Source organism: Sphingomonas sp. NPDC092440, assembly GCF_044754985.1.
GTDB lineage: Bacteria > Pseudomonadota > Alphaproteobacteria > Sphingomonadales > Sphingomonadaceae > Sphingomonas.
In genome coordinates, this window is record NZ_JBIVQA010000019.1 from 54,059 (window position 1) to 75,074 (window position 21,016).

At 68.8% G+C, this 21,016-nt stretch carries 17 protein-coding genes and 1 pseudogene; 13 read left to right on the top strand and 5 right to left on the bottom strand.

Annotated features, from left to right (window positions below; translation table 11 throughout):
* Positions 1-46 precede the first annotated feature (46 nt).
* The 4 genes from hutI to hutU are packed head-to-tail and all read left to right on the top strand — an operon-like array spanning position 47 to position 5,221.
* On the top strand, positions 47-1,234 hold the full coding sequence (gene hutI / locus ACIQCS_RS22185; RefSeq protein WP_345847973.1) for an imidazolonepropionase: 1,188 nt from the start codon (positions 47-49) through the stop codon (positions 1,232-1,234).
* Complete coding sequence (gene hutH, locus ACIQCS_RS22190) at positions 1,231-2,760, top strand: histidine ammonia-lyase (RefSeq protein ID WP_345847974.1); 1,530 nt, start codon at positions 1,231-1,233, stop codon at positions 2,758-2,760. The genes hutI and hutH overlap by 4 nt, the downstream gene beginning before the upstream one ends.
* The gene (gene hutG / locus ACIQCS_RS22195) at positions 2,757-3,569 is read left to right on the top strand and encodes an N-formylglutamate deformylase (protein ID WP_345847976.1); all 813 of its coding nucleotides are present in this window, start codon (positions 2,757-2,759) and stop codon (positions 3,567-3,569) included. Before hutH ends, hutG begins: the two co-directional genes overlap by 4 nt.
* A complete protein-coding gene (gene hutU / locus ACIQCS_RS22200) occupies positions 3,566-5,221 on the top strand; it encodes a urocanate hydratase (RefSeq protein WP_345847978.1) in 1,656 nt (551 codons plus the stop codon). The genes hutG and hutU overlap by 4 nt, the downstream gene beginning before the upstream one ends.
* A gap of 47 nt (positions 5,222-5,268) precedes the next feature.
* Here hutU and ACIQCS_RS22205 read toward each other — a convergent pair whose 3' ends face one another.
* Positions 5,269-5,763: an asparaginase domain-containing protein gene (locus tag ACIQCS_RS22205; protein ID WP_345847979.1), complete on the bottom strand. Its 495-nt coding sequence runs from the start codon at positions 5,761-5,763 to the stop codon at positions 5,269-5,271.
* Positions 5,764-5,993: 230 nt separating this feature from the next.
* Between ACIQCS_RS22205 and ACIQCS_RS22210 the strand changes: the two genes are divergently transcribed.
* From ACIQCS_RS22210 to ACIQCS_RS22235, 6 genes are all read left to right on the top strand, one after another.
* The gene (locus ACIQCS_RS22210) at positions 5,994-6,398 is read left to right on the top strand and encodes a DUF2946 family protein (RefSeq protein ID WP_345847980.1); all 405 of its coding nucleotides are present in this window, start codon (positions 5,994-5,996) and stop codon (positions 6,396-6,398) included.
* 33 nt (positions 6,399-6,431) lie between these two features.
* Positions 6,432-8,714 carry a TonB-dependent receptor domain-containing protein gene (locus ACIQCS_RS22215; protein ID WP_345847982.1) on the top strand — a complete coding sequence of 761 codons (2,283 nt, stop codon included), beginning with the start codon at positions 6,432-6,434 and terminating at the stop codon, positions 8,712-8,714.
* Positions 8,711-10,105: a PepSY domain-containing protein gene (locus tag ACIQCS_RS22220; protein WP_345847983.1), complete on the top strand. Its 1,395-nt coding sequence runs from the start codon at positions 8,711-8,713 to the stop codon at positions 10,103-10,105. Before ACIQCS_RS22215 ends, ACIQCS_RS22220 begins: the two co-directional genes overlap by 4 nt.
* A gap of 77 nt (positions 10,106-10,182) precedes the next feature.
* Positions 10,183-10,311 carry a hypothetical protein gene (locus ACIQCS_RS22225; RefSeq protein ID WP_280278846.1) on the top strand — a complete coding sequence of 43 codons (129 nt, stop codon included), beginning with the start codon at positions 10,183-10,185 and terminating at the stop codon, positions 10,309-10,311.
* Positions 10,312-10,624: 313 nt separating this feature from the next.
* Positions 10,625-14,002, top strand: a complete 3,378-nt coding sequence (locus ACIQCS_RS22230) for a glycosyltransferase (protein ID WP_345847985.1) — start codon at positions 10,625-10,627, stop codon at positions 14,000-14,002.
* On the top strand, positions 13,999-14,343 hold the full coding sequence (locus ACIQCS_RS22235) for a hypothetical protein (protein WP_345847986.1): 345 nt from the start codon (positions 13,999-14,001) through the stop codon (positions 14,341-14,343). The genes ACIQCS_RS22230 and ACIQCS_RS22235 overlap by 4 nt, the downstream gene beginning before the upstream one ends.
* Positions 14,344-14,465: 122 nt before the next feature.
* On the opposite strand, the gene ACIQCS_RS22240 is transcribed toward ACIQCS_RS22235, so the two are convergent.
* The 3 genes from ACIQCS_RS22240 to ACIQCS_RS22250 are packed head-to-tail and all read right to left on the bottom strand — an operon-like array spanning position 14,466 to position 16,982.
* A complete protein-coding gene (locus ACIQCS_RS22240) occupies positions 14,466-15,827 on the bottom strand; it encodes a HAMP domain-containing sensor histidine kinase (RefSeq protein WP_345847987.1) in 1,362 nt (453 codons plus the stop codon).
* Positions 15,824-16,507, bottom strand: coding sequence for a response regulator transcription factor (locus ACIQCS_RS22245; protein WP_280278850.1), 684 nt, complete (start codon positions 16,505-16,507; stop codon positions 15,824-15,826). The genes ACIQCS_RS22240 and ACIQCS_RS22245 overlap by 4 nt, the downstream gene beginning before the upstream one ends.
* Positions 16,476-16,982 carry a PDZ domain-containing protein gene (locus tag ACIQCS_RS22250; protein ID WP_345847990.1) on the bottom strand — a complete coding sequence of 169 codons (507 nt, stop codon included), beginning with the start codon at positions 16,980-16,982 and terminating at the stop codon, positions 16,476-16,478. The genes ACIQCS_RS22245 and ACIQCS_RS22250 overlap by 32 nt, the downstream gene beginning before the upstream one ends.
* A 79-nt stretch (positions 16,983-17,061) precedes the next feature.
* On the opposite strand from ACIQCS_RS22250, the gene ACIQCS_RS22255 reads away from it, so the two are divergent.
* The 3 genes from ACIQCS_RS22255 (at position 17,062) to mprF (ending at position 20,869) form a co-directional block, all read left to right on the top strand.
* Positions 17,062-17,796, top strand: a complete 735-nt coding sequence (locus tag ACIQCS_RS22255; protein WP_345847991.1) for an AcvB/VirJ family lysyl-phosphatidylglycerol hydrolase — start codon at positions 17,062-17,064, stop codon at positions 17,794-17,796.
* Between the two features lie 71 nt (positions 17,797-17,867).
* Positions 17,868-18,290, top strand: a complete 423-nt coding sequence (locus ACIQCS_RS22260) for a DUF2147 domain-containing protein (RefSeq protein ID WP_280278853.1) — start codon at positions 17,868-17,870, stop codon at positions 18,288-18,290.
* 11 nt (positions 18,291-18,301) lie between these two features.
* Positions 18,302-20,869: a bifunctional lysylphosphatidylglycerol flippase/synthetase MprF gene (gene mprF, locus ACIQCS_RS22265; RefSeq protein WP_345847992.1), complete on the top strand. Its 2,568-nt coding sequence runs from the start codon at positions 18,302-18,304 to the stop codon at positions 20,867-20,869.
* Positions 20,870-20,890: 21 nt separating this feature from the next.
* Here the strand turns inward: mprF and ACIQCS_RS22270 are convergent.
* Positions 20,891-21,016 (bottom strand): annotated as a pseudogene (locus ACIQCS_RS22270) (glycosyltransferase family 2 protein); the annotation flags it as partial.

Genomic DNA, 21,016 nt, shown 5'->3' on the forward strand with positions numbered 1-21,016 from the left:
TTCATTATGTCTAGACATAATCAACCAGGCAGGCAAGGATGCGCGCATGGACCGACTCTGGACCAATGCACGGATCGCGACGATGGCGGCCCCCGGGATGGGCGTCGTCGAGCATGGCGCCGTGGCGGCGAAGGACGGCCGGATCGCCTGGGTGGGCCGGGCCGGCGAGGCGCCCGCGGCCGCCGAGACGGTCGATTGCGCGGGCCGCTGGATCACCCCCGGGCTGATCGATTGCCACACGCATCTGGTCCATGGCGGCGACCGCGCCCATGAGTTCGAGCTGCGCCTGCAAGGCGCGAGCTATGCGGAGATCGCGCGGGCCGGCGGCGGGATCGTCTCGACGATGCGCGCCACCCGGGCGGCCGGCGAGGCCGAGCTGGTGGCGAGCGCGCTGCCCCGGCTCGACGCGCTGATCGCCGAAGGGGCGACCACGGTCGAGGTCAAGTCCGGCTATGGCCTGTCGCTCGAGGACGAGCTGAAGATGCTGCGCGCGGCCAGGGCGCTGGGCCGCGCGCGCAAGGTCCGGATCGCGGCCACCTTCCTCGGCGCCCATGCCCTGCCGCCCGAATATGCCGATAACCGCGCCGGCTATGTCGATCTCGTCTGCGAGACGATGATCCCGGCCGTGGCCAAGGCCGGGCTGGCGGACGCGGTGGACGCCTTTTGCGAGGATATCGGCTTCACGCCCGACGAGACCAGGCGAGTCTTCGAAGCCGCCCGGGCGCATGGGCTGCGCGTGAAGCTCCATGCCGAGCAGCTCTCCAACCAGCATGGCGCGGCACTCGCCGCTTCCCATGGCGCGCTGTCCGCGGACCATCTCGAATATCTCGACGATGCCGGGATCGCGGCAATGGCCGGGGCGGGCACGGTGGCCACGCTCCTGCCCGGCGCCTATTATTTCGTCCGCGAGACCAGATTGCCGCCGGTCCAGGCGCTGCGCGACGCGGGCGTACCGATCGCGCTTGCCACCGATTGCAACCCAGGCACCTCGCCGCTCACCAGCCTGTTGCTGGTGATGAACATGGCCGCGACGCTGTTCCGCCTCACCGTGGAGGAATGCCTGGCCGGCGTGACCCGCGAGGCGGCGCGGGCGCTGGGCCTCGATCACGAAATCGGCACCATCGAACCCGGCAAGTCCTGCGACCTCGCGATCTGGGACGTCGAGCGGCCGGCCGAGCTTGTCTACCGCATGGGGCTGAACCCGCTCCATGCCCGCATCTGGAAGGGCGAATGACCGAAATCCTGCTGATCCCCGGCGCGGTGCCGCTGGCCGAATGGCGCGCGATCTGGCGCGGCGCGGTGCCGAAGCTCGATCCCGCCGCCGCTCCGCGCATCGCCGAGAGCGCGGCAGCGGTGGCGCGCATCCTGGCGCGGGGCGAGCCCGTCTACGGCATCAACACCGGCTTCGGGAAGCTCGCCAGCGTGCGGATCGAGGCCGAGGACCTGGCGACGCTCCAGCGCAACATCGTGCTCAGCCATGCCGCCGGGATCGGCGCCCCCTCGCCCGCCGCGATCGTCCGGCTGATGATGGCGCTCAAGCTCGCCAGCCTCGCCCAGGGCGCGTCGGGCGTGCAGCCGGCAACGGTGGCGCTGCTCGAGGCGATGCTGGCCCGGGGGCTGGCGCCGGTGGTGCCGAGCCAGGGATCGGTGGGCGCGAGCGGCGACCTCGCCCCGCTCTCCCACATGGCGGCGACGATGATCGGCGTCGGCTCGATCGAGGTCGATGGCCGCGTGCTGCCGGCCGTGCAGGCGCTGGCCGAGGCCGGCCTCGCGCCCGTCACCCTCGGCCCCAAGGAAGGGCTCGCCCTGCTCAACGGCACGCAATTCTCCGCCGCCAACGCCCTTGCCGGGCTGTTCGAGACCGAGACGCTGTTCCAGGCCGCCCTCGTCACCGGCGCGCTTTCGACCGAGGCGGCCAAGGGCACCGACGCGCCGTTCGACCCGCGCATCCACCAGCTGCGCCGCCACCCCGGCCAGATCGCGGTGGGCGAGACGCTGCGCACCCTCATGCAGGGCTCCGCGATCCGCGCCTCGCACCGCGACAATGATCCGCGCGTGCAGGACCCCTATTGCCTGCGCTGCCAGCCCCAGGTGATGGGCGCGGTGCTCGATCTGCTGCGCCAGGCGGGGACGACGCTGGAGACCGAGGCGAACGGCGTCTCCGACAACCCGCTGATCTTCCCGGATACCGACGAGGCGCTGTCCGGCGGCAATTTCCACGCCGAGCCGGTCGCCTTCGCGGCGGACATGATCGCGCTGGCAATCTGCGAGATCGGTTCGATCGCCGAGCGCCGGATCGCGATGCTGGTCGATCCGGCCCTTTCCAACCTGCCGGCCTTCCTCACTCCCCGACCGGGGCTAAATTCCGGGTTCATGATCCCCCAGGTGACCGCCGCCGCGCTCGTCTCCGAGAACAAGCAGCGCGCCATGCCGGCCAGTGTCGATTCGATCCCGACCTCGGCGAACCAGGAGGACCATGTCTCGATGGCCGCGCACGGCGCCCGCCGCCTGCTCGACATGGCGGCGAACTGCGCCGGCGTAATCGGCATCGAGCTGCTTGCCGCCGCGCAGGGCTGCGACTTCCATGGCGGGCTCACTTCGTCGGAGGCACTGGAGCGCGTTCGCGCCCGGCTGCGGCGCGACGTGCCGACGCTCGACCATGACCGGCATTTCCACCCCGATATCGAAACTGCGACCACGCTGGTCCGCGCCGGTGCGGTAGCCGAGGCGGCGGCGATCACGCTGCCGGGGATCGCATGAGCTGGCTGGAGGTCCATCACGGCGAGGCGCCGCTGATCGTCGCCTTTCCACATACCGGAACGGACATCCTCGACGATCTCGAGCGCCATCTCTCTTCAAGCTGGCTGGCGCGCAAGGACGCGGACTGGTGGATCGACCGGCTCTACGATTTTGCCGCCGATCTTGGCGCGACGACGATTCGCACGTCGATCTCCCGCACCATGATCGACGTGAACCGCGATCCTTCCGGCGCCTCGCTCTATCCGGGCCAGGCGACGACCGGGCTGTGCCCGACCACCACGTTCGATGATGAGCCTCTCTACCGAGGCCCTGTCCCGAGTGCGGAGGAGATCGCCTGGCGGCGAGAGCATTTCTTCGAGCCGTACCATGCCGCAATCGAAGCCGAGATCGCTCGCCTCCGTGCAATCCATCCGAAAGTCGTCGTCTACGACGCTCATTCGATCCGCAGCCATGTCCCCCGTCTGTTCGATGGCGAACTGCCCCAGTTCAACATCGGCACCAATGGCGGCACCACCTGCGCGCCCGCGCTCACCCGAGCAGTCGAGGCCGCCTGCGCCGCCACGCCGTGGAGCCAGGTAACCGACGGCCGCTTTCGCGGGGGCTGGACCACACGCCATTATGGCCGGCCCGAACAAGGCGTCCACGCCATCCAGATGGAGCTGGCCTGCCGCGGCTATATCGACGAACCCGCGACGTTCGACGAGGGCCGTTGGCCCACCCCCTATGACGAGACCCGCGCCGCGCCGATGCGCGACGCGCTCGCCCAGATCCTCACCGCCTGCCTCAATTTCGCCGGAGCCCCGGAATGACTCGCCTCGACAACAGCCGCATCATCAAGCCCGCCACCGGCACGGAGCGCACCGCCAAGAGCTGGCTCACCGAAGCGCCGCTGCGCATGCTGATGAACAACCTGCACCCCGATGTCGCCGAGCGGCCCGAGGAGCTGGTCGTCTATGGCGGCATCGGCCGCGCGGCGCGCGACTGGGAAAGCTATGACAGGATCGTCGCCGCGCTGCGCGACCTCGAAGCCGACGAGACGCTGCTGATCCAGTCGGGCAAGCCCGTCGGCGTGTTCCGCACGCACGAGAACGCACCGCGCGTCCTCCTCGCCAATTCGAACCTCGTGCCGCACTGGGCGACCTGGGAGCATTTCAACGCGCTCGATCGCAAGGGCCTGGCGATGTACGGCCAGATGACTGCCGGCTCCTGGATCTATATCGGCACCCAGGGCATCGTGCAGGGCACCTACGAGACCTTCGCCGAGATGGGCCGCCAGCATTATGGCGGCGACCTGAAGGGCCGCTGGCTGCTCACCGCCGGCCTGGGCGGCATGGGCGGGGCGCAGCCGCTGGCGGCGGTGATGGCGGGCGCCTCGTGCCTCGCCATCGAATGCCAGCCGAGCCGGATCGAGATGCGCCTGCGCACCGGCTATCTCGATCGCGCCGCCGAGACGATCGACGAAGCGCTCGAGATCATCCGCGCCGCCGACAAGCCGGTCTCGGTCGGCCTGCTCGGCAATGCGGCCGAGCTGCTGCCCGAAATGTTCGCACGCGGCATCCGCCCGGACCTGCTGACCGACCAGACCTCGGCGCATGACCCGGTCAACGGATATCTGCCGGTGGGATGGTCCGTCGCCGAATGGATCGAGCGGCGCGAGCGCGACCCGGAGGGGACGGCCAGGGCGGCAAAGGCGTCGATGGCGCAGCATGTCCGCGCGATGCTCGACTTCCACGCGGCGGGCGTGCCGACCGTCGATTACGGCAACAACATCCGCCAGGTCGCGCTCGACGAGGGCGTGGCCGATGCCTTCGCCTTTCCCGGCTTCGTCCCCGCCTATATCCGGCCGCTCTTCTGCCGGGGGATCGGGCCGTTCCGCTGGGCCGCGCTGTCGGGCGATCCGGAGGACATCGCCCGCACCGACGCCAAGGTGAAGGAGCTGCTGCCCGACGACGCGCATCTCCACAACTGGCTCGACATGGCCGCCGAGCGCATCCACTTCCAGGGCCTGCCCGCGCGAATCTGCTGGGTGGGCCTGGGCGACCGGCACCGGCTGGGCCTCGCCTTCAACGCGATGGTGGCGTCGGGCGAGCTCAAGGCGCCGATCGTGATCGGGCGCGACCATCTCGACAGCGGATCGGTCGCCAGCCCCAATCGCGAGACCGAGGCGATGCGCGACGGATCGGACGCGGTTTCCGACTGGCCGCTACTCAACGCGCTGCTCAACACCGCGAGCGGCGCGACCTGGGTATCGCTGCATCACGGCGGCGGCGTCGGCATGGGCTATTCGCAGCATGCCGGCATGGTGATCGTCGCCGACGGCACGCCGGACGCGGCGAAGCGGCTCGAGCGCGTGCTGTGGAACGATCCCGCCACCGGCGTGATGCGGCATGCCGATGCGGGCTATGACATCGCGATCGATTGCGCGCGGGAAAAGGGGCTGGACCTGCCGGGGATATTGTAAGGGCGACAACCCTATCTCCCCTCCCTTCCGGGGAGGGGAGTTTCGGCTCAAATCTCCACGAACCTTCCCGCCTCGCGGTCCTTCACGACCTTGCCGGCCTCGAACACGGTGCCGTTCATGGTGATGTAGACGCCCGGCTTCGCGACCTGGACGGTGGCAAAGGCCATGCCGAGGTTGAAGGTGGCATCGCTCTCGGCGAAGCGCGCCGGGGCGAGCGCGCCGACCAGCACGATCGTCTTGCCCGCGATGCCGGTCAGCGCCTTGGCGGTCTCGGTCATCGTGTCGGTGCCGTGCGTGATCACGATGCGCTCCGCATCCGAGGCGGCGGCGCGCGATGCGATCAGGGTGCGATCGGCATCGTCCATCTCCAGGCTGTCCTTGCGCATCACCTCCTCGACTTCGAAGGGGTGCAGCACGCGGCCCAGTTCGAGCAGCCGCGTCACCATGGTGCCGACGATCGTGTATTTGCTCGAAGCGTCGAAATATTGCTTGTCGATCGTGCCGCCGGTGGTGAGCACGAGGATAGGCTGGGTGCTGGTCATGCGCGGCCCTTACGCCGGTTCGGGCACCGGGAAAAGCGCTCCCCAACGTCATCCCGGCAAAAGCCGGGATCTCAGGCGATGGCGCGGGACAACAGCCGCACGAGATCCCGGCTTTCGCCGGGATGACGAATGGGGGCGGGATGATGAGGTTCGCCTTGGACAATATGCCCGCCCCGCGCCACCCACTACGGACGTGACATGCCGCCCCGAAGCGCGTAGCCCGGTCGATCATGGGGGCATGGCGCGTCTTCCTGAAGGAACATCGCCGGCTGGCGCTGTGGCTGATCGCCGTGGCGCTGGCGGTGAAGGCGCTCGTTCCCCAGGGATATATGCTCGCGGACACCGGCGGGAAGACGCTCACCATGGCGATCTGCGACGGCAGCGGCCCCGCGACGATGACCATCGACGTACCGATGGCGCCCGATCACGCCAAGGCGCCGGACGGCGCCAAGCAGGATGGCGGCTGCGCCTATTCCTCGCTCGGCCATGCCATGACGGGCGGCGCCGATCCGGTGGTGCTGCTCGCCGCGATCGCCTTCCTGCTCGCGCTGGGCTTCGCACCCGCCGCGCAGCCCAGGATCCGGCGCCGGGCCTTCGCCCAGCCGCCCGCACAGGGACCCCCTGCCCTCACCTGAACCCGTCGACTTTCCTCGTTCAGGTGATTTCCCATGTCTTCCCATCGTCGCGCGCGCCTTTGCGCGCTGCCGCTCCTGTGCATCGCCGTTCCCGCCCTGGCGCAGGAAGCGGAGAATGATTCCTCCATCCTCGTCGTCGGCCAGAAGGGCGCGCCGATCACCATCGACCCGCGCGGACTCTCGGTGAGCCTGGGCGACGCGCAATTCGCCGGCGTCAACGCCCAGAATGTCGAGGACCTGATGAAATACGCGCCCGATTTCTTCGTGCGCAAACGCTATGCCGGCGATTCCAACGGCGTGCCGGGCTTTCGCGGCACCCATTCGACCCAGAGCGCCCGCACGCTGGTGATGGTCGACGGGTTCGTGGTGTCGAACTTCCTCGGCAACTCGTTCGGCTTCGCACCGAAATGGGGCGTGGTCGGCCCGGGCGAGGTCGAGCAGTTCGACATCGTCTACGGCCCCTACTCGGCGCGCTATTCGGGCAATTCCATGGGCGGGATCGTCAACATCACCACGCGCTCGCCCCAGCGGACCGAGGCCTTCGCCACGGTTCAGGGCCTGGCCGAGCCCTATGACCAGTACGGCACCCATGCGACCTATCGCGGCTGGTCGGGCGAGGCGGGCCTGGGCTGGCGGCAGCGGGACGGGCCCTGGTCGGCGCGGATCTCCGGGCGACACTTCCGCAACGATGGCCAGCCGATGAGCTGGTATGGGCTCATACCGGCGGCGGACGCGCCGGGCACGGCAGTGACCGGCGCGGTGATCGATCCGGGCCAGGCCATCCCCAATGCACCGGGAAGCGCGGGCAATCCCATCTTCGCCGCGCAGAGCCCGGCGGCGACGACGCAGGACCAGGCCAAGCTGCGGATCGGCTATGACGGCGCTTCGGGCATCACCGGCGAGATGCTGTTCGCCTATTGGCACAATCTCGATGCCCAATATGCGCCCGACTGCTATCTGCGCGACGCTGCGGGCAACAAGGTCTGCGAAGGGCGCGTGACCACGCTCGGGCGGACCTGGACAGCGGCAGGCGCGCGCTGGTCGCGGGCGGTGCGGGACGAGTTCCTGGCGGGCGGCAGGATCGCGGCGCCGATCGGGGCCGGGGTGACGGCGAGGCTCAACCTCTCGACCTATCAGATCGCGCGATCCGACGGGTTCACCTCGGCAAGCTGGGCGGCGGGCGCCGCCGACGGCGCCGGCCTGCTGGCCCGTCAGGGGCCCACCGGCTGGTACACGGCCGAGCTGTCGCTGGACGGCAAGGCCGGCGCGCTCGACCTCGCCGCTGGGGCGAGCGCCAATCTCTACCGGACCGACCTGACCAACTACACGCTGCCGCGATGGCGCACCGACGGCGGCCGCGCCTTCTCGACCCGCACCTTCGGCAGGACGCGGCTCCTCGCCGGCTGGGCCGAGGCGCGGCTGCGCGCCGAGGCGCTGGTGCTCACGCTGGGCGCGCGCCTGGAAAGCTGGCGAGCGTTCGACGGCGGGCTCGGGCGGATCGGCACTTCCGGCCAGCCCGTGACCAACGATTATGCAGCGCGCAGCGACACGGCGTTCGATCCGAAAGTCTCGATCGAATGGCATGGCGGGGCGACCAGCGTGCAGCTCAGCCTCGCCGAAGCGACCCGCTTCCCGACGGTGGGCGAGCTGTTCCAGGGCAGCCTGAACGGCGACGGAAGCTTCAACCGCGACAGCTTCGATCCGAACCTGAAGCCCGAGCGCTCGCGCGACGCCAATCTGGTGGTGGCACATGATTTCGGACGGCTGAAGCTCACCGGATCGGCCTTCTGGCAGCGGGTGGAGGACACGATCTTCGCGTTCGCGGGATTCAACCAGAACGGCGTGACCACTTCCAGCTTCAAGAATATCGACCTGACCCGGCAATATGGCCTGGAGCTGATCGCCGAGGCGCGCGATGTCGGCCTGCGCGGGCTCGACATCGACGCCAATGCCGCCTGGATCGATTCGAAGACGATACGCAACGCCAGCGCACCGGCGGCGGAGGGCGTGCAGTTCCCGCGCATCCCGCGCTGGCGGCTCAACGCGAATGTCCGGTATCAGGTGACGCCGCGGCTGCTCGCCTCGCTCGGCCTGCGCTATGCGACGCGGCCCAATACCGATCTGTTCGGGCTGCAGCGCGGCGACACCTTCGGCTATACTTCGGAGCTGTTCGCGCTCGATGCGAAAGTGAACTGGAAGATGACGGACAGGTTCCGGCTGAGCGCGGGCGTGGACAACATCACCAATGATCGCGCCTGGGTCTATCATCCCTATCCGCAGCGCAGCTTCCTGGTCGAAGCGGGGTGGACGCTGTGAGCGCGCCCGCCCCGGCCCGGCACGAACGCTGGTTCCGCGCGGTGTGGCGCTGGCATTTCTATGCCGGCATCTTCTGCGTGCCCTTCATCCTTTGGCTCTCGGTGACGGGCGGCATCTATCTGTTCAAGCCGCAGATCGAGGGCTGGCTCTATGCGCCCTATACGCATGTCGCGCAGCCGGGCGTGCCGCTGCTGGCGCCGGAAAGGATCGTCGCGGCGGGAACGCGCGCGGTGCCGGGATCGGTGCTGCACCGATATGTGCTGCCCGAATCCCCGGACGACGCGGTGCAGCTGCTCGTCGGCACCGGTGCCGAGGAGACGCGGGTCTGGGTGCATCCGCAGACCGGGCGGGTGCTGAAGGCAGTGCCCGAAGAGGCACGGTTCATGCGCGTGATCTTCCGCCTGCACGGCGAGCTGCTGGCGGGCGACCGGGGATCGGCGCTGGTCGAGATCGCCGCCTGCTGGACGATCGTGATGATCCTCACCGGCCTGTTCCTGTGGTGGCCGCGCGGGCGCAAGGGCAAGGGGCCGGGCGGGATCCTGTGGCCCCGGCTCGGCGCCGGCAAGCGCGTCTTCTGGCGCGACATGCACGCGGTGACGGGGCTGTGGGTGTCGGTCGGCGCGGTGTTCCTGATCGCATCGGGCCTGCCCTGGGCGAAGAACTGGGGCGACTATCTCAAGCAGGTGCGCGTGGTGACCGGCACGGCGGCGGGGCGGCAGGACTGGTCGGCCGGTTCGGCGGCGGACGCGGCGGCGCGCGCCGAGCTCGACAAGGGCGCGCGCGCGATGCTGGACGAGCATGCCGGGCATCACGGGATGACAATGGTGCATGTGGCACCCACGGGCCCCGCGCTCGACCGGGTGGTGGGCAGGGCGATGACGCTCGGGCTCGCCGCGCCGGCCGAAGTGAGCCCGCCGACGCGCCCGGGCGGGCGCTGGCTCGCCCGGTCGCAGGCCGAGGACCGGACCCGGCGCGTCTCGGTCGAGATCGGCGAGGACGGCGTAGTGATCGGATCGCAGGGCTTCGGCGACCGGCACTGGATCGACCGGGCAGTGGGCTTCGGCGTCGCGGTGCACGAGGGAGCGTGGCTGGGGCTGCTCAATCAGCTGGCCAATCTGACGATATTGACCGGACTGGTGACGCTGGCGGTGTCGAGCCTGGTGCTGTGGTGGCGCCGGCGGTCGCCGGGCCGGCTGGGCGCACCGGCGGCGAAGGATCCGCTGCGGCACAGCTGGGCGCTCGTCGGCCTGACCGTGCTGCTCGGGCTGCTGATGCCGCTGTTCGGGATCACGCTGGCGATCGCGGCAGCTTTCGAACTGGGCGCGCGGCGCATGGCACCGGGGCTGGCGCGCTGGCTGGGGCTGCGCGCGCCTGTCGAAAATGTAACCTGACGGCCACCGCCCCGATACCGGCGGGAGTGCATTTCCCGTCTCACGGTCACCGAGAACGACCAGAGAGGAGTAAGGAAATGCCCCATCGCCGCACCACGATCGCGCTTCTGGCCATCGCCACGCTCGTGAGCGGATCGGCGGCCTGGTCGACCGCGGACGCCCGCCTCGTCGCGCACGCACCGGTGGCGGCCGCGCACGGGCGCTGACCACGACAGTTTCGGCATCGCTCACTCTCCCTGTTCGGGGCGATGCCAGCGGGTGCGGGTTTCCTCTTTTGCCTGCACCCGCAACACCTGAACGGCCGGCGCGCATCCCCTCCCGCGCCGGCCGTTTTGTTTTGGCCAATGGCGCACATGACAGTAAGTTAATCTGCAAGGCAGGTCCGGGAAGGGCGGGCAAGGCTATCCCGAACGGGCAGGCCATCTCCGCGTTCATGGCCGGCAAACCGCGGCGCCCGGCCCTCCTGCACTCCTCGGGCCGGGCGTCGCACCCAGACATTGCAACCAGGGCACACAGACGATGGAACGTCCGATCTTCTTCGATGCGAGCGGCAAGCGGAACCGCTGGACGATGCGGGCCTTCTTCGCGCTGCTGCTGGTGATCGTGCTCGCTGCCGGTGCCTTCGCGATGACCGTGGTGCGCGTGCCCACGCCGGGGCCGCTGGCCGTGGCGCTCGAGCATCCCCAGCCGCGCTCGCTGAAGCAGCAAGCCAACCGGCTGCGCCACAGCTTCGCTTCCTGGCTGCCCCAGGGACCGGCCAAGGCCTCGGCCGCGCCGCTCGCGGTGGGCTTCTACGTGCCCTGGGACGATGCCAGCGGCGCCTCGCTGCGCCGCCATATCAACGAGCTGGATTGGGTCGTCCCCTCGCTCTACACCGTCACCGGGCCGCAGCACCGCATCGCGACGGCGCCCGACACCGAGTTCGACCCGATCCTCGCCTCGGCCACCCGCCGGCCCAAGGTGCTGCCGATGGTGCAGAACGCCACCGGCGACAATTGGGACAGCGTCGGCGCCGCCGCGCTGCTGCGCAATCCCAAGACGCGCGCCGCCTTTCTCGACGATCTGCAGCGCACCCTGGCGGCGCGCAAGGCGGACGGCGTGGTGTTCGACTTCGAGGAGCTGCCCACCGCCTCGCAGCGCGACTATCTGGCGCTGCTGCGCGAGGCGCGTGCCCGCTTCGCCGCGGCGAAGCTGAGCATCGCGGTCACCGTGCCCGCGCAGGACGACGACTGGAACATGAAGGCCTATGCCGCTGCGGCCGACCATGTGATCCTGATGAACTATGACGAGCATGCCCCGGCCACCGCCGCGGGCCCGATCGCCAGCCAGGCCTGGTTCGTCCGCCAGATGAACGCGGCGCTGACCCAGATGCCCGCCGACAAGCTGATCGTCGGCATCGCCAACTATGGCTATAACTGGACGGCGCCGGGCAAGGCGGACCCGATCTCGATCGAAGAGGCCTGGCTGATCGCGCACGACAGCGAAGCCACCGTCACCTTCGACAAGGCGAGCGGCAACCAGAGCTTCGCCTATGAGGAGAACGGCACCGAGCACACCGTGTGGATGGCCGACGCCACCACCGCCTGGAACCAGCTGCGCGCCGCCAACATCAAGGGCGTGGCCGGCGTCGCGCTGTGGCGCCTCGGTTCGGAAGATTCCAATTTCTGGGCGGCGCTGGGCGCGGCCCATTCGGGCAAGATCCCCGATCTGCGCCGGATCGAGGCCGTCGGCGATGTCGATGTGGAGGGCTCGGGCGAAATCCTGCGCATCACCAGCACGCCAAGCGTGGGCGCGCGCACGATCGTCCAGAATCCGCAAGGGCTGATCGTCGACGAGATCTTCCAGTCGCTGCCGACCCCCTATGTCGTCACCCGCACCGGCTATATGCCGGGCAAGGTCGCGCTGACCTTCGACGACGGCCCCGATGCCGACTGGACGCCGAAGATCCTCGACGTGCTCAAACAGAAGCAGGTGACCGGCACCTTCTTCATGATCGGCGAGAATGCGATGGCCGAGCCGTTCCTCGTCCGCCGCGTGGTCGACGAAGGGCATGAGATCGGCAGCCACACCTTCACCCACCCCAACCTCGCGCTGGCCTCGACGCGCGGCACGCGGATCGAGCTCAACGCCACGCAGCGGCTGATCGAGGCCTATACCGGCCGCTCGGTCCGCCTGTTCCGCGCGCCCTATTTCGGCGACGCCGAGCCGACCACCGCCGATGAGCTGATCCCCGCGCTCACCGCGCAGCGCGCCGGCTATACCAATGTCGGCCTGCACGTGGATCCGAACGACTGGCAGCGCCCGGGCGTCGATGCGATCGTCGACACCACGCTGCGCGAAGTGGAAGCGGGCAACGCCGAGCAATCGGGCCAGATCATCCTGCTCCACGACGGCGGCGGCGACCGTTCGCAGACGCTGGCGGCGCTGCCGCGGATCATCGACGGGCTGCGGGCCAAGGGCTATCAGTTCGTTCCCGTCTCGCAGCTCGCCGGCCTCACCCGCGACCAGGTAATGCCCGAGGTGCAGGAGGGCGACCTGGCCGCGGTGCGGATGGACGTGGGCATCTTCCTCGTCGCGGCGACGCTCGGCTTCATGCTGAAATGGTCTTTCTTCCTGGCGATCGCGCTCGGCATCGCCCGCGCCCTCGTCCTTGCCGGGCTGGCAGTGAACGGCAATCGCCGGAAGAACCGGCCGGCGGCGCCGGCGATCGCGCCCGATCGCTTCGTCTCGGTACTGATCCCCGCCTATAACGAGGCAAAGGTGATCGAGGCCTCGGTCCGCCGCGCGCTCGCCAGCGAGCAGGTGAATGTCGAGGTGATCGTGCTCGACGACGGATCGCAGGACGGCACCAGCGACCTGGTCCGCACCGCCTTTGCCGGCGAGCCGCGGGTCAAGCTGCTGACGCTGGAGAATGGCGGCAAGGCGCGCGCGCTCAATCACGGGCTGGCGCTGGCCAGGGGCGACATCGTCATCGCGCTCGATGCCGACACCCAGTTCGAGCCGCTGACCATCGCGCGCCTCGCCCGCTGGTTCGAGGACCCCGAGATCGGCGCCATCGCCGGCAACGCCAAGGTGGGCAACCGCATCAATCTGGTCACCCGCTGGCAGGCGGTGGAATATGTCACCTCGCAGAATCTCGAGCGGCGGGCGCTGGCCAGTCTCGACGCGATCATGGTGGTGCCGGGCGCGGTCGGCGCGTGGCGCAAGGCCGCGCTCGACGATGTGGGCGGCTATCCGGTCGACACCCTGGCCGAGGACCAGGACCTGACCATCGCGATCCAGCGCAAGGGCTGGCGCGTGGGCTATGACATCGACGCCGTCGCCTGGACCGAGGCACCCGAGAGCTTCCGCGCGCTCGCCAGGCAGCGCTTCCGCTGGGCGTTCGGCACGCTCCAATGCCTGTGGAAGCATCGCGCGATCCTGCGCACCCGCAAGCCGGCGGGCCTGGCCCTGGTCGGCATTCCCCAGGCCTGGGTGTTCCAGATCGCCTTCGCGCTGATCTCGCCGCTGATCGACCTGGCGCTGATCGCCTCGATCATCGGCACCGCGGTCCGGGTCTGGCAGCATGGCTGGGCGCAGACCGAGAGCGACGTGCTGCGCATGGGCATCTACTGGTTCTCGTTCATGGCGATCGACTTCCTGTGCGGCTGGGTCGCCTATCGCATGGAGAAGCGCGAGAAACGCTATCCGGGGCTGCTGCTGCTCGCCCAGCGCTTCGTCTATCGCCAGCTGATGTACTGGGTGGTGATCCGCGCCGTCGCCAATGCGCTGCGCGGCCCCTGGGTCGGCTGGGGCAAGCTGGAGCGCAGCGGCCGGGTGGAGGCGCAGGCGACGCCGGAGGCGCAACCTGCGCAGGAAACGCGGGCCGCGGGGGAGACGCAGGCAACCGCCGCATGAGGAAGCCGCCCGAGGAAAGACCCAGCCAATATGTGCTGGACGAGCGCGCGTGCCGGATGATCTGCCCGATCGCGGCGGCCATGGTCGGCGTGTGCCTGACGGCGATCGGCATCCTGCGCGTGGTGATCGCGGTCAGGCGCGCCAACACGCTCGCCGACGACCTGCTGGCGCTGGACGCGGTGCTGTTCCTGATCGCGACGCTCACTTCCTATTTCGCGCTGCGGACGGTGACGACGAAGCGGATGCACGATCTCGAGCGCGTCGCCGACGTGACCTTCATCGCGGCGATGCTGCTGATGACCGTGGCCGCGCTGGTGATGACCTATGCGCTGGCGGTCTAGGATCAAGACCCGATCATTCTTTCGTCATCCCCACCTTCGCGAGGATGACGCTGGAGAATAGGAGTCTCCAACCCGAGCTTCCGATCCCGCGCACATGGAAGGAAGGAAGGAAGGAAGCGGCGTCAGAAGCGGATCGCCGCGCGAAGCCCGGGCGCATTGTCCTCCAGCGCGAGGCTGCCCTGGTGGAGCCGAGCCACAGCCTCGACCAGCGACAGCCCCAGGCCCGAGCCAGTGACGTGGCGAGCAGGATCCAGGCGACCGAAGCGGCTCAGCGCCTCGGCGCGGCGTTCGGCGGGGATGCCGGGGCCGTCATCGGCCACCGAGAGCGCGATGCCGCCCGCCTCATGCGCGGCACGAATGACGATGCGGTGGCCGCCCTCGGCATATTTGGTGGCGTTCTCGATCAGATTGCCGAGTGCCTGGCCCATCAGTTCGCGATGGAGCGGCGCGTGCAGGCCGGGCTCGGCCTCGACCGCGATCTCGAAGCCGCGATCCTCGGCGAGCGGGCCATAGACTTCGGCAAGATCCTCGAGCAGCGCGGCGATGTCGGTATCGACGAAGCGGTCGCGCCCGATCCCCGCCTCGGCCCGGCTGATCAGCAACGCGGTGGAGAGCATGCCGAGCAGAGTCTCCGCCTCGCCCGACACGCGCTCCAGCGCCGCGAGCGCAGTCTCGTCCTCGGTCTCGATGATCGCCCGCTCAAGCGTGACCTTGATCCGGGTGACCGGCGATTTGAGATCGTGCGCCAGCCCGTCGGTCATCATGCGCAGCTGCGAGACCAGCGCCTCGATGCGATCGAGCATCCCGTTGACCGCTTCACCGAGCGCATCGAACGCGTCGCCGCTGCCGTCGATCGGGACACGGCGGCCCAGCCTGCCCTCGCCCACGTCGCGCGCGGTGGTAACCACCGCCTGGATCTGATTGGAAAGGACGCGGCCGATCAGCAGGGCGCTGAGCAGCGCGAAGACCACGCCGATCACCAGCGCCGCGGTGATCGCTTCCTCGTTCACGCGCGCCAGGCGCGCGCTCGAGGTGATCACATGGCCGGCGAGGAGCCGCTCGCCATTGGGAAGCGTGGTGGAGGAGACGCCCATCAGCTCGGCCCGGTCGCTGCCGGTGCGATAGAGCTCGATCGCCCGCCAATCGGTCTCGGCCGGGATCACCGTGGGCCAGTCGCCGAGATTGCCGCGGATCGGGTCTTCCTTCGCGGTGGCGAGCAGGATCACCAGCGGGCTGGCATGCGCCTGGGCAAGCCGCGCGTCGATGATCCGCACGAGCGCCGCATCGCCGCCGGCATGCCAGGCCGAGACAAGATCGTCGCGCAGATCGGTTACCAGCGCCTTCTGCTCGGCCGCTAGCGCGCTTTCGCTCGATTGTTGGACGAAGAGCAGGATGCCGCCGGTGACGGTGAGCTGCACCAGGAAGGCGATGATCACGAAGCGCGCGATGACCGAGCGCGCGAGTTGCCCCCAGCGCAGCGTCACGCCGCCGGGCCGAGACGATAGCCGGCGCCGCGGATCGTGTGCAGGATCGGCTCGCCGCCGTCGTCCAGCTTCTTCCGGAGCCGGCTGATATGGACGTCGATCACGTTGGTGCCGGGATCGAAATGATAATCCCACACCCCTTCCAGCAGCATGGTGCGGGTGATCACCTGGTCCGGATGGCGCAGGAAATATTCGAGCAGGCGGAACTCGCGCGGCTGAAGGTCGATCACCTTGCTGCCGCGCTTCACCCGGCGCGATAGCAGGTCCATCTCCAGATCGCCGGAACCGAGCTTGGTCACTGCGGTCTCCGCCGCACCGCGCTTGCGCAGCAACAGGCGGATGCGGGCAAGCAGCTCGGCAAAGGCGAAGGGCTTCACGAGATAGTCGTCGGCGCCGGAGGTGAGGCCGCCGACCCGGTCGTCCGGGGTGCCGAGCGCCGAAAGGATGATCACCGGCGTCTCGATCTTCGCGGCGCGCAAGGCGCCGAGCACAGCCATGCCGTCCATCCCGGGCAGCATGCGATCGAGCACGATCGCGTCGTAGCTGCCGTCGCTGGCGAGGAACAGGCCGTCGCGCCCATTGTCGGCACGGTCGACCGTGAACCCCTCTTCGCTCATTCCCTTGACGATATAGGCAGCGGTGGGCTCGTCATCCTCCACCAGCAGCAGCTTGTGCCCCATTCTCTCCACTCGCGCTTCGCAAGAGCTTGAGATGGCGTAGCTGCTTTTGGTGCACCAAGTCGAGATATACCTGCGGGTGGCGATCGTTGCGGAGATAGCGCCGGGCCTGGTCAAGCGTATCCACCCCGCGCCCGTCGATGGCGACGATCGCGTCGCCCACCTCCATCCCGTCCCTGGCCGCCTCGCTTCCCGAACGCAGGCTGGTCACCACCAGCCCGCGCGCGGTGCTGCCCGGCGTCTCGGCGGTGAAGCCCGGGAACAGGCTGGCGCCGCTCTGTGCGGCGAAGACGCGGTTGATCCCCGATCGCCAGGCCCAGCCCAGGATCACCATGGCGCTGAGCGCGAAGGAAAGGACGAGGATCAGCACGAACCCATCGGTTCCGCGCATCGTGCGACCGGCGGGAGCGGTGCTGTCCTGGATGTCGCGGCTGGTCATTGCGAGCATGGAAATGCCCGTGGCGCCCAGCCAAGTCACGTTAAGCTTTGGTCATGATCCCGTCACGGGAAAGCGAATCGCGTGTATCTATGGAAGCTGGACTTTCAAGGAGATCGCCATGCGCCTTCGCCGCCGCAAGCTCGGCATCGCCCTCGCCGCCCTGGCACTGATCCTGGCCGGTTTCACCGGCTTCCTCGCCTATGTCGGCTATCTGGGCGGCCCGGTCTATTACGACATAGCGCCCACCCGCCCGACCCCGCCCGCGATGAAGGGCCTCGCCGTGGTGCTGGTATCGGGTGACATGGGCTTCAAGATCGGCATGGGGCCGGAAATCGCGAGGCGCTTCGCCGCGGACGGCGTGCCCGTGGTGGGCGTCAGCTCGATGGCCTATTTCCGGCACAAGCGCACGCCTGCCGAGATACAGGCCCTGATCACCGACGCGGCACGGCGCGCACTCGCTTTCGGCCATGCGGACCGGCTGGTGATGATCGGGCAATCCTATGGCGCCGACATGACGCATGTGGGCCTGACCGGCCTGCCCCAGGACCTGCGCGCCAAGGTGAAGCTGGTCGCTCTGGTGGTGCCGACCGACACCGTCTTCTACCAGGTCTCGCCTGCCGAAATGTTCAACTGGATCAAGCCCGACGCGATGGCGCTGTCCACCGGCCGGCAGCTCACCTGGGTGCCGACGCTCTGCGTGCAGGGCGTGGAGGAGAAGAACAGCCTGTGCCCGATGCTGACCCAGCCCAATGTGCGAAGCGTGGCGCTGCCGGGCGGACACATGCTTCACCACGACCCCGATACGCTGTACGATACGCTCAAGCCCGTAGTCGCCGACATTACCAAAAATTAGGATTTCGATCACGCCGCCGACAGGCGCGCAGGGCCAAAGAGCGTCACGAGAGATACCGAGGGAGTTTCGAAATGCGCTTCGGCAAGCTATTGGCCGGCATCGGCGTCGGCGCCATTCTGCTCGGCACGGTACAGGCCTCCGCCCAGGCGCCGGCAGCCGCGACCGGCGTGGTCGGCACCTGGGTCAATCCGCGCGGCAGCGTGAAGGTGCAGACCGGCGCGTGCGGCGACAAGCTGTGCGGCTGGGTGGTCTGGGCCAATGACGAAGCCCAGCGCGACGCGCGCGACAGCGGCGTCCAGAAGCTGATCGGCACCGAGCTGCTCCAGGACTATCATCCCACCGGCAACGGCAAATGGCAGGGCCGGGTCTATGTGCCCGACATGGGCCAGACCTATTACTCGAAGATCGAGCAGCAGGGGCCGAACAGCCTGAAGATCAGCGGATGCATCTTGGGTGGCTGGATCTGCAAGTCGCAGGTCTGGCAGCGCGGCTGAGATCGGCCGCGATGCGCCCCGCCTACAAGACTGCATTGCAGGTCGGCGCCGTCGTCGCGGTCGCCGCGCTCGCCTTCGCGGCGCTGCACGGCCTGCTCCACGAAGTGCACTGGCGCGACGTGCGCCACGCTTTCCGCGCGATCGGCTTGTGGCAGATCGCCGGCGCGCTGGCGCTGACCATCGGCAGCTATGTGATGCTGACGCTGTACGACGTGCTCGCGCTGCGCATCATCGGGCGGCCGCTGCCCTATCGCACCGCCGCGCTGGCCTCGTTCACCAGCTACACGCTCAGCCACAATCTCGGTTTCGCGCTGCTTACCGGCGGATCGGCCCGCTATCGCGTCTATAGCGCGGCGGGGCTCGACACGGCGGATATCGTCAAGGTGGTCGCCACCGCGAGCCTCACCTTCTGGTCGGGCGTGGTGGTGATGGCGGGCGCCGCGCTGGCACTGCACGCGGGCGGGCTGGAACTCGCCGGAGTTACCATCCCGGCCAGCGTGCAGCGCGGGATCGGCATCGCCATCCTGATCGTGACGCTGGGCGTGCTCGCGATGCTGCGCGGACCGGCACGCGAAGTGAAATTGTGGCACTGGCGGCTCCGCTGCCCGAGCCTGCCCCAGGCACTGGCCATGATCGCGACCTCGGCGATCGACCTCGCGCTGGCCAGCGCGGCATTGCTGATCCTGGTTCCCGGCGCCGGGCTGCACGCCTTCCCGGCCTTCTTCCTGGGCTATGCCCTGGCGATCATCGCGGCGCTGGTGACGCATGTGCCGGGCGGCGTCGGCGTGTTCGAGGCGGTCATGCTCGCGGTGCTGCCCGACACCGATCCATCGCACGTCCTGGCCGCGCTGATCCTGTACCGGCTGATCTATTATGTATTCCCCCTGCTCGTCGCGGGCGCGCTGCTCGCCATCCACGAGCGGCGACAACTGCGCAAGCCGCTCGCCGCGATCCGTGCCGTGGGGCTGGCGATGCACGGGCTGGCGCCGACCTTCCTCGCGGCGCTGGTCTTCGTTGGCGGCGTGGTGCTGCTCGTCTCGGGCTCGCTGCCGGCGATCCATGCGCGCCTGCGCGACCTGCACGCCTTCATACCCCTGCCCTTTGTCGAGGCTTCCCACATCGCGGCAAGCCTGGCCGGCACCGCGCTGCTGCTGATCGCGCCGGCGCTTTATCGGCGGCTCGATGCGGCCTTCCACCTCTGCCGCACCTTGCTGCTGGCGGGCGCGCTGTTCTCGCTGGTGAAGGGCGTCGATTATGAGGAGGCGATGATCCTGCTGATCATCGCGGGCCTGCTCCAGCTCTCCCGCACCGCCTTCTACCGCAAGACCGCGCTCACCAGCACGCTGTCGACACGGGCGCTGCTCTCTGTCGCGGTCGCCGTGGCGCTGGCGACCTGGATCGGCTTCTTCGCGTTCAAGAACGTGCCCTATCAGGACGATCTGTGGTGGGAATTCGCCTGGCGCGGCGACGCTTCGCGCTTCCTGCGCGCAAGCTTCGCTGCCGCGGTGGCACTGACCTGCGTCGCGGTGACCCAGTGGTTCGGCTATGCCCAGCCGAAGCGCGAAGAGCATGCGCCGGACACGGAACTGCCCCGCCTGCCGCTCGCCCATGCCAACCGTACCGACGCGCTGCTCGCCTATGCCGGCGACAAGCGCTTCCTGCGTTCGGAAAGCGGCCAGACGCTGTTGATGTACCAGGTGCAGGGGCAAAGCTGGATCGTGATGGGCGACCCGGTGGGCCCCGCCGAGGAATGGGGCGACCTGCTCTGGGAGATTCGCGAGATGGCGGACGCGGCGCAGGGCCGGCTGCTGCTCTATCAGATCTCCACCGATGCGCTGCCGATCGCGATCGACCTCGGCCTGCAACTCGTCAAATATGGCGAGGAAGCGCGCGTGGCGCTGCCCGGCTTCACGATGGAGGGGTCGGAAAAGCGCTCGCTGCGCCATTCGGAGCGCCGCGCAGCACGCGAAGGCGCGAGCTTCGAGATCGTCCCCGCCGCACAGGTGCCGGCGCTGATGGCCGAGCTTCGCACCGTTTCCGACGCCTGGCTGCACGACAAGGGGCAGAGCGAAAAGGCGTTCTCGGTCGGCCGCTTCGATCCTGCCTATCTCTCCCGCTTCGATTGCGCGCTGGTGCGCCAGCATGGGCGGATCGTCGCCTTCGCCAATATCTGGGCGACGGAGAATCGCGAGGAGCTCTCGGTCGATCTGATGCGGCATCTGGCCGAGATGCCCTATGGCACGATGGACTTCCTGTTCGTCCAGCTCATGCAATGGGGCCGCGACCAGGGCTATCGCTGGTTCAACCTCGGCATGGCGCCGCTGTCGGGCATCGAATCGCGCCGCCTCGCGCCGATGTGGGCGCGGATCGGAGCGCTGCTCTATCGCCATGGCGATGCGTTCTACGGTTTCGAGGGGCTGCGAGCCTATAAGGACAAGTTCTCGCCGGTATGGACCGCCCGCTATATTGGCGCGCCTCCAGGACTGGGGCTGGCCCGCGGGATGATCGACCTGCAGACGCTGGTGGGTGGCGGCTCGCGCAGCGCCGCGATGCGGCGGCGGTTGCGGCTGGTGGCTTGAGCCCCTCTCGGTAGGGAAAGCTTAGTACCGGCCCCAGACGAAGCGCGAGGATAGGGCGAAGTTCCAGACGGCGGCGACGGCGATGCCGGCCAGCGCCGCGAAACGCCAGTCGCCATGCTGGACGTTGTGCAGGAACGCCGCCACGCC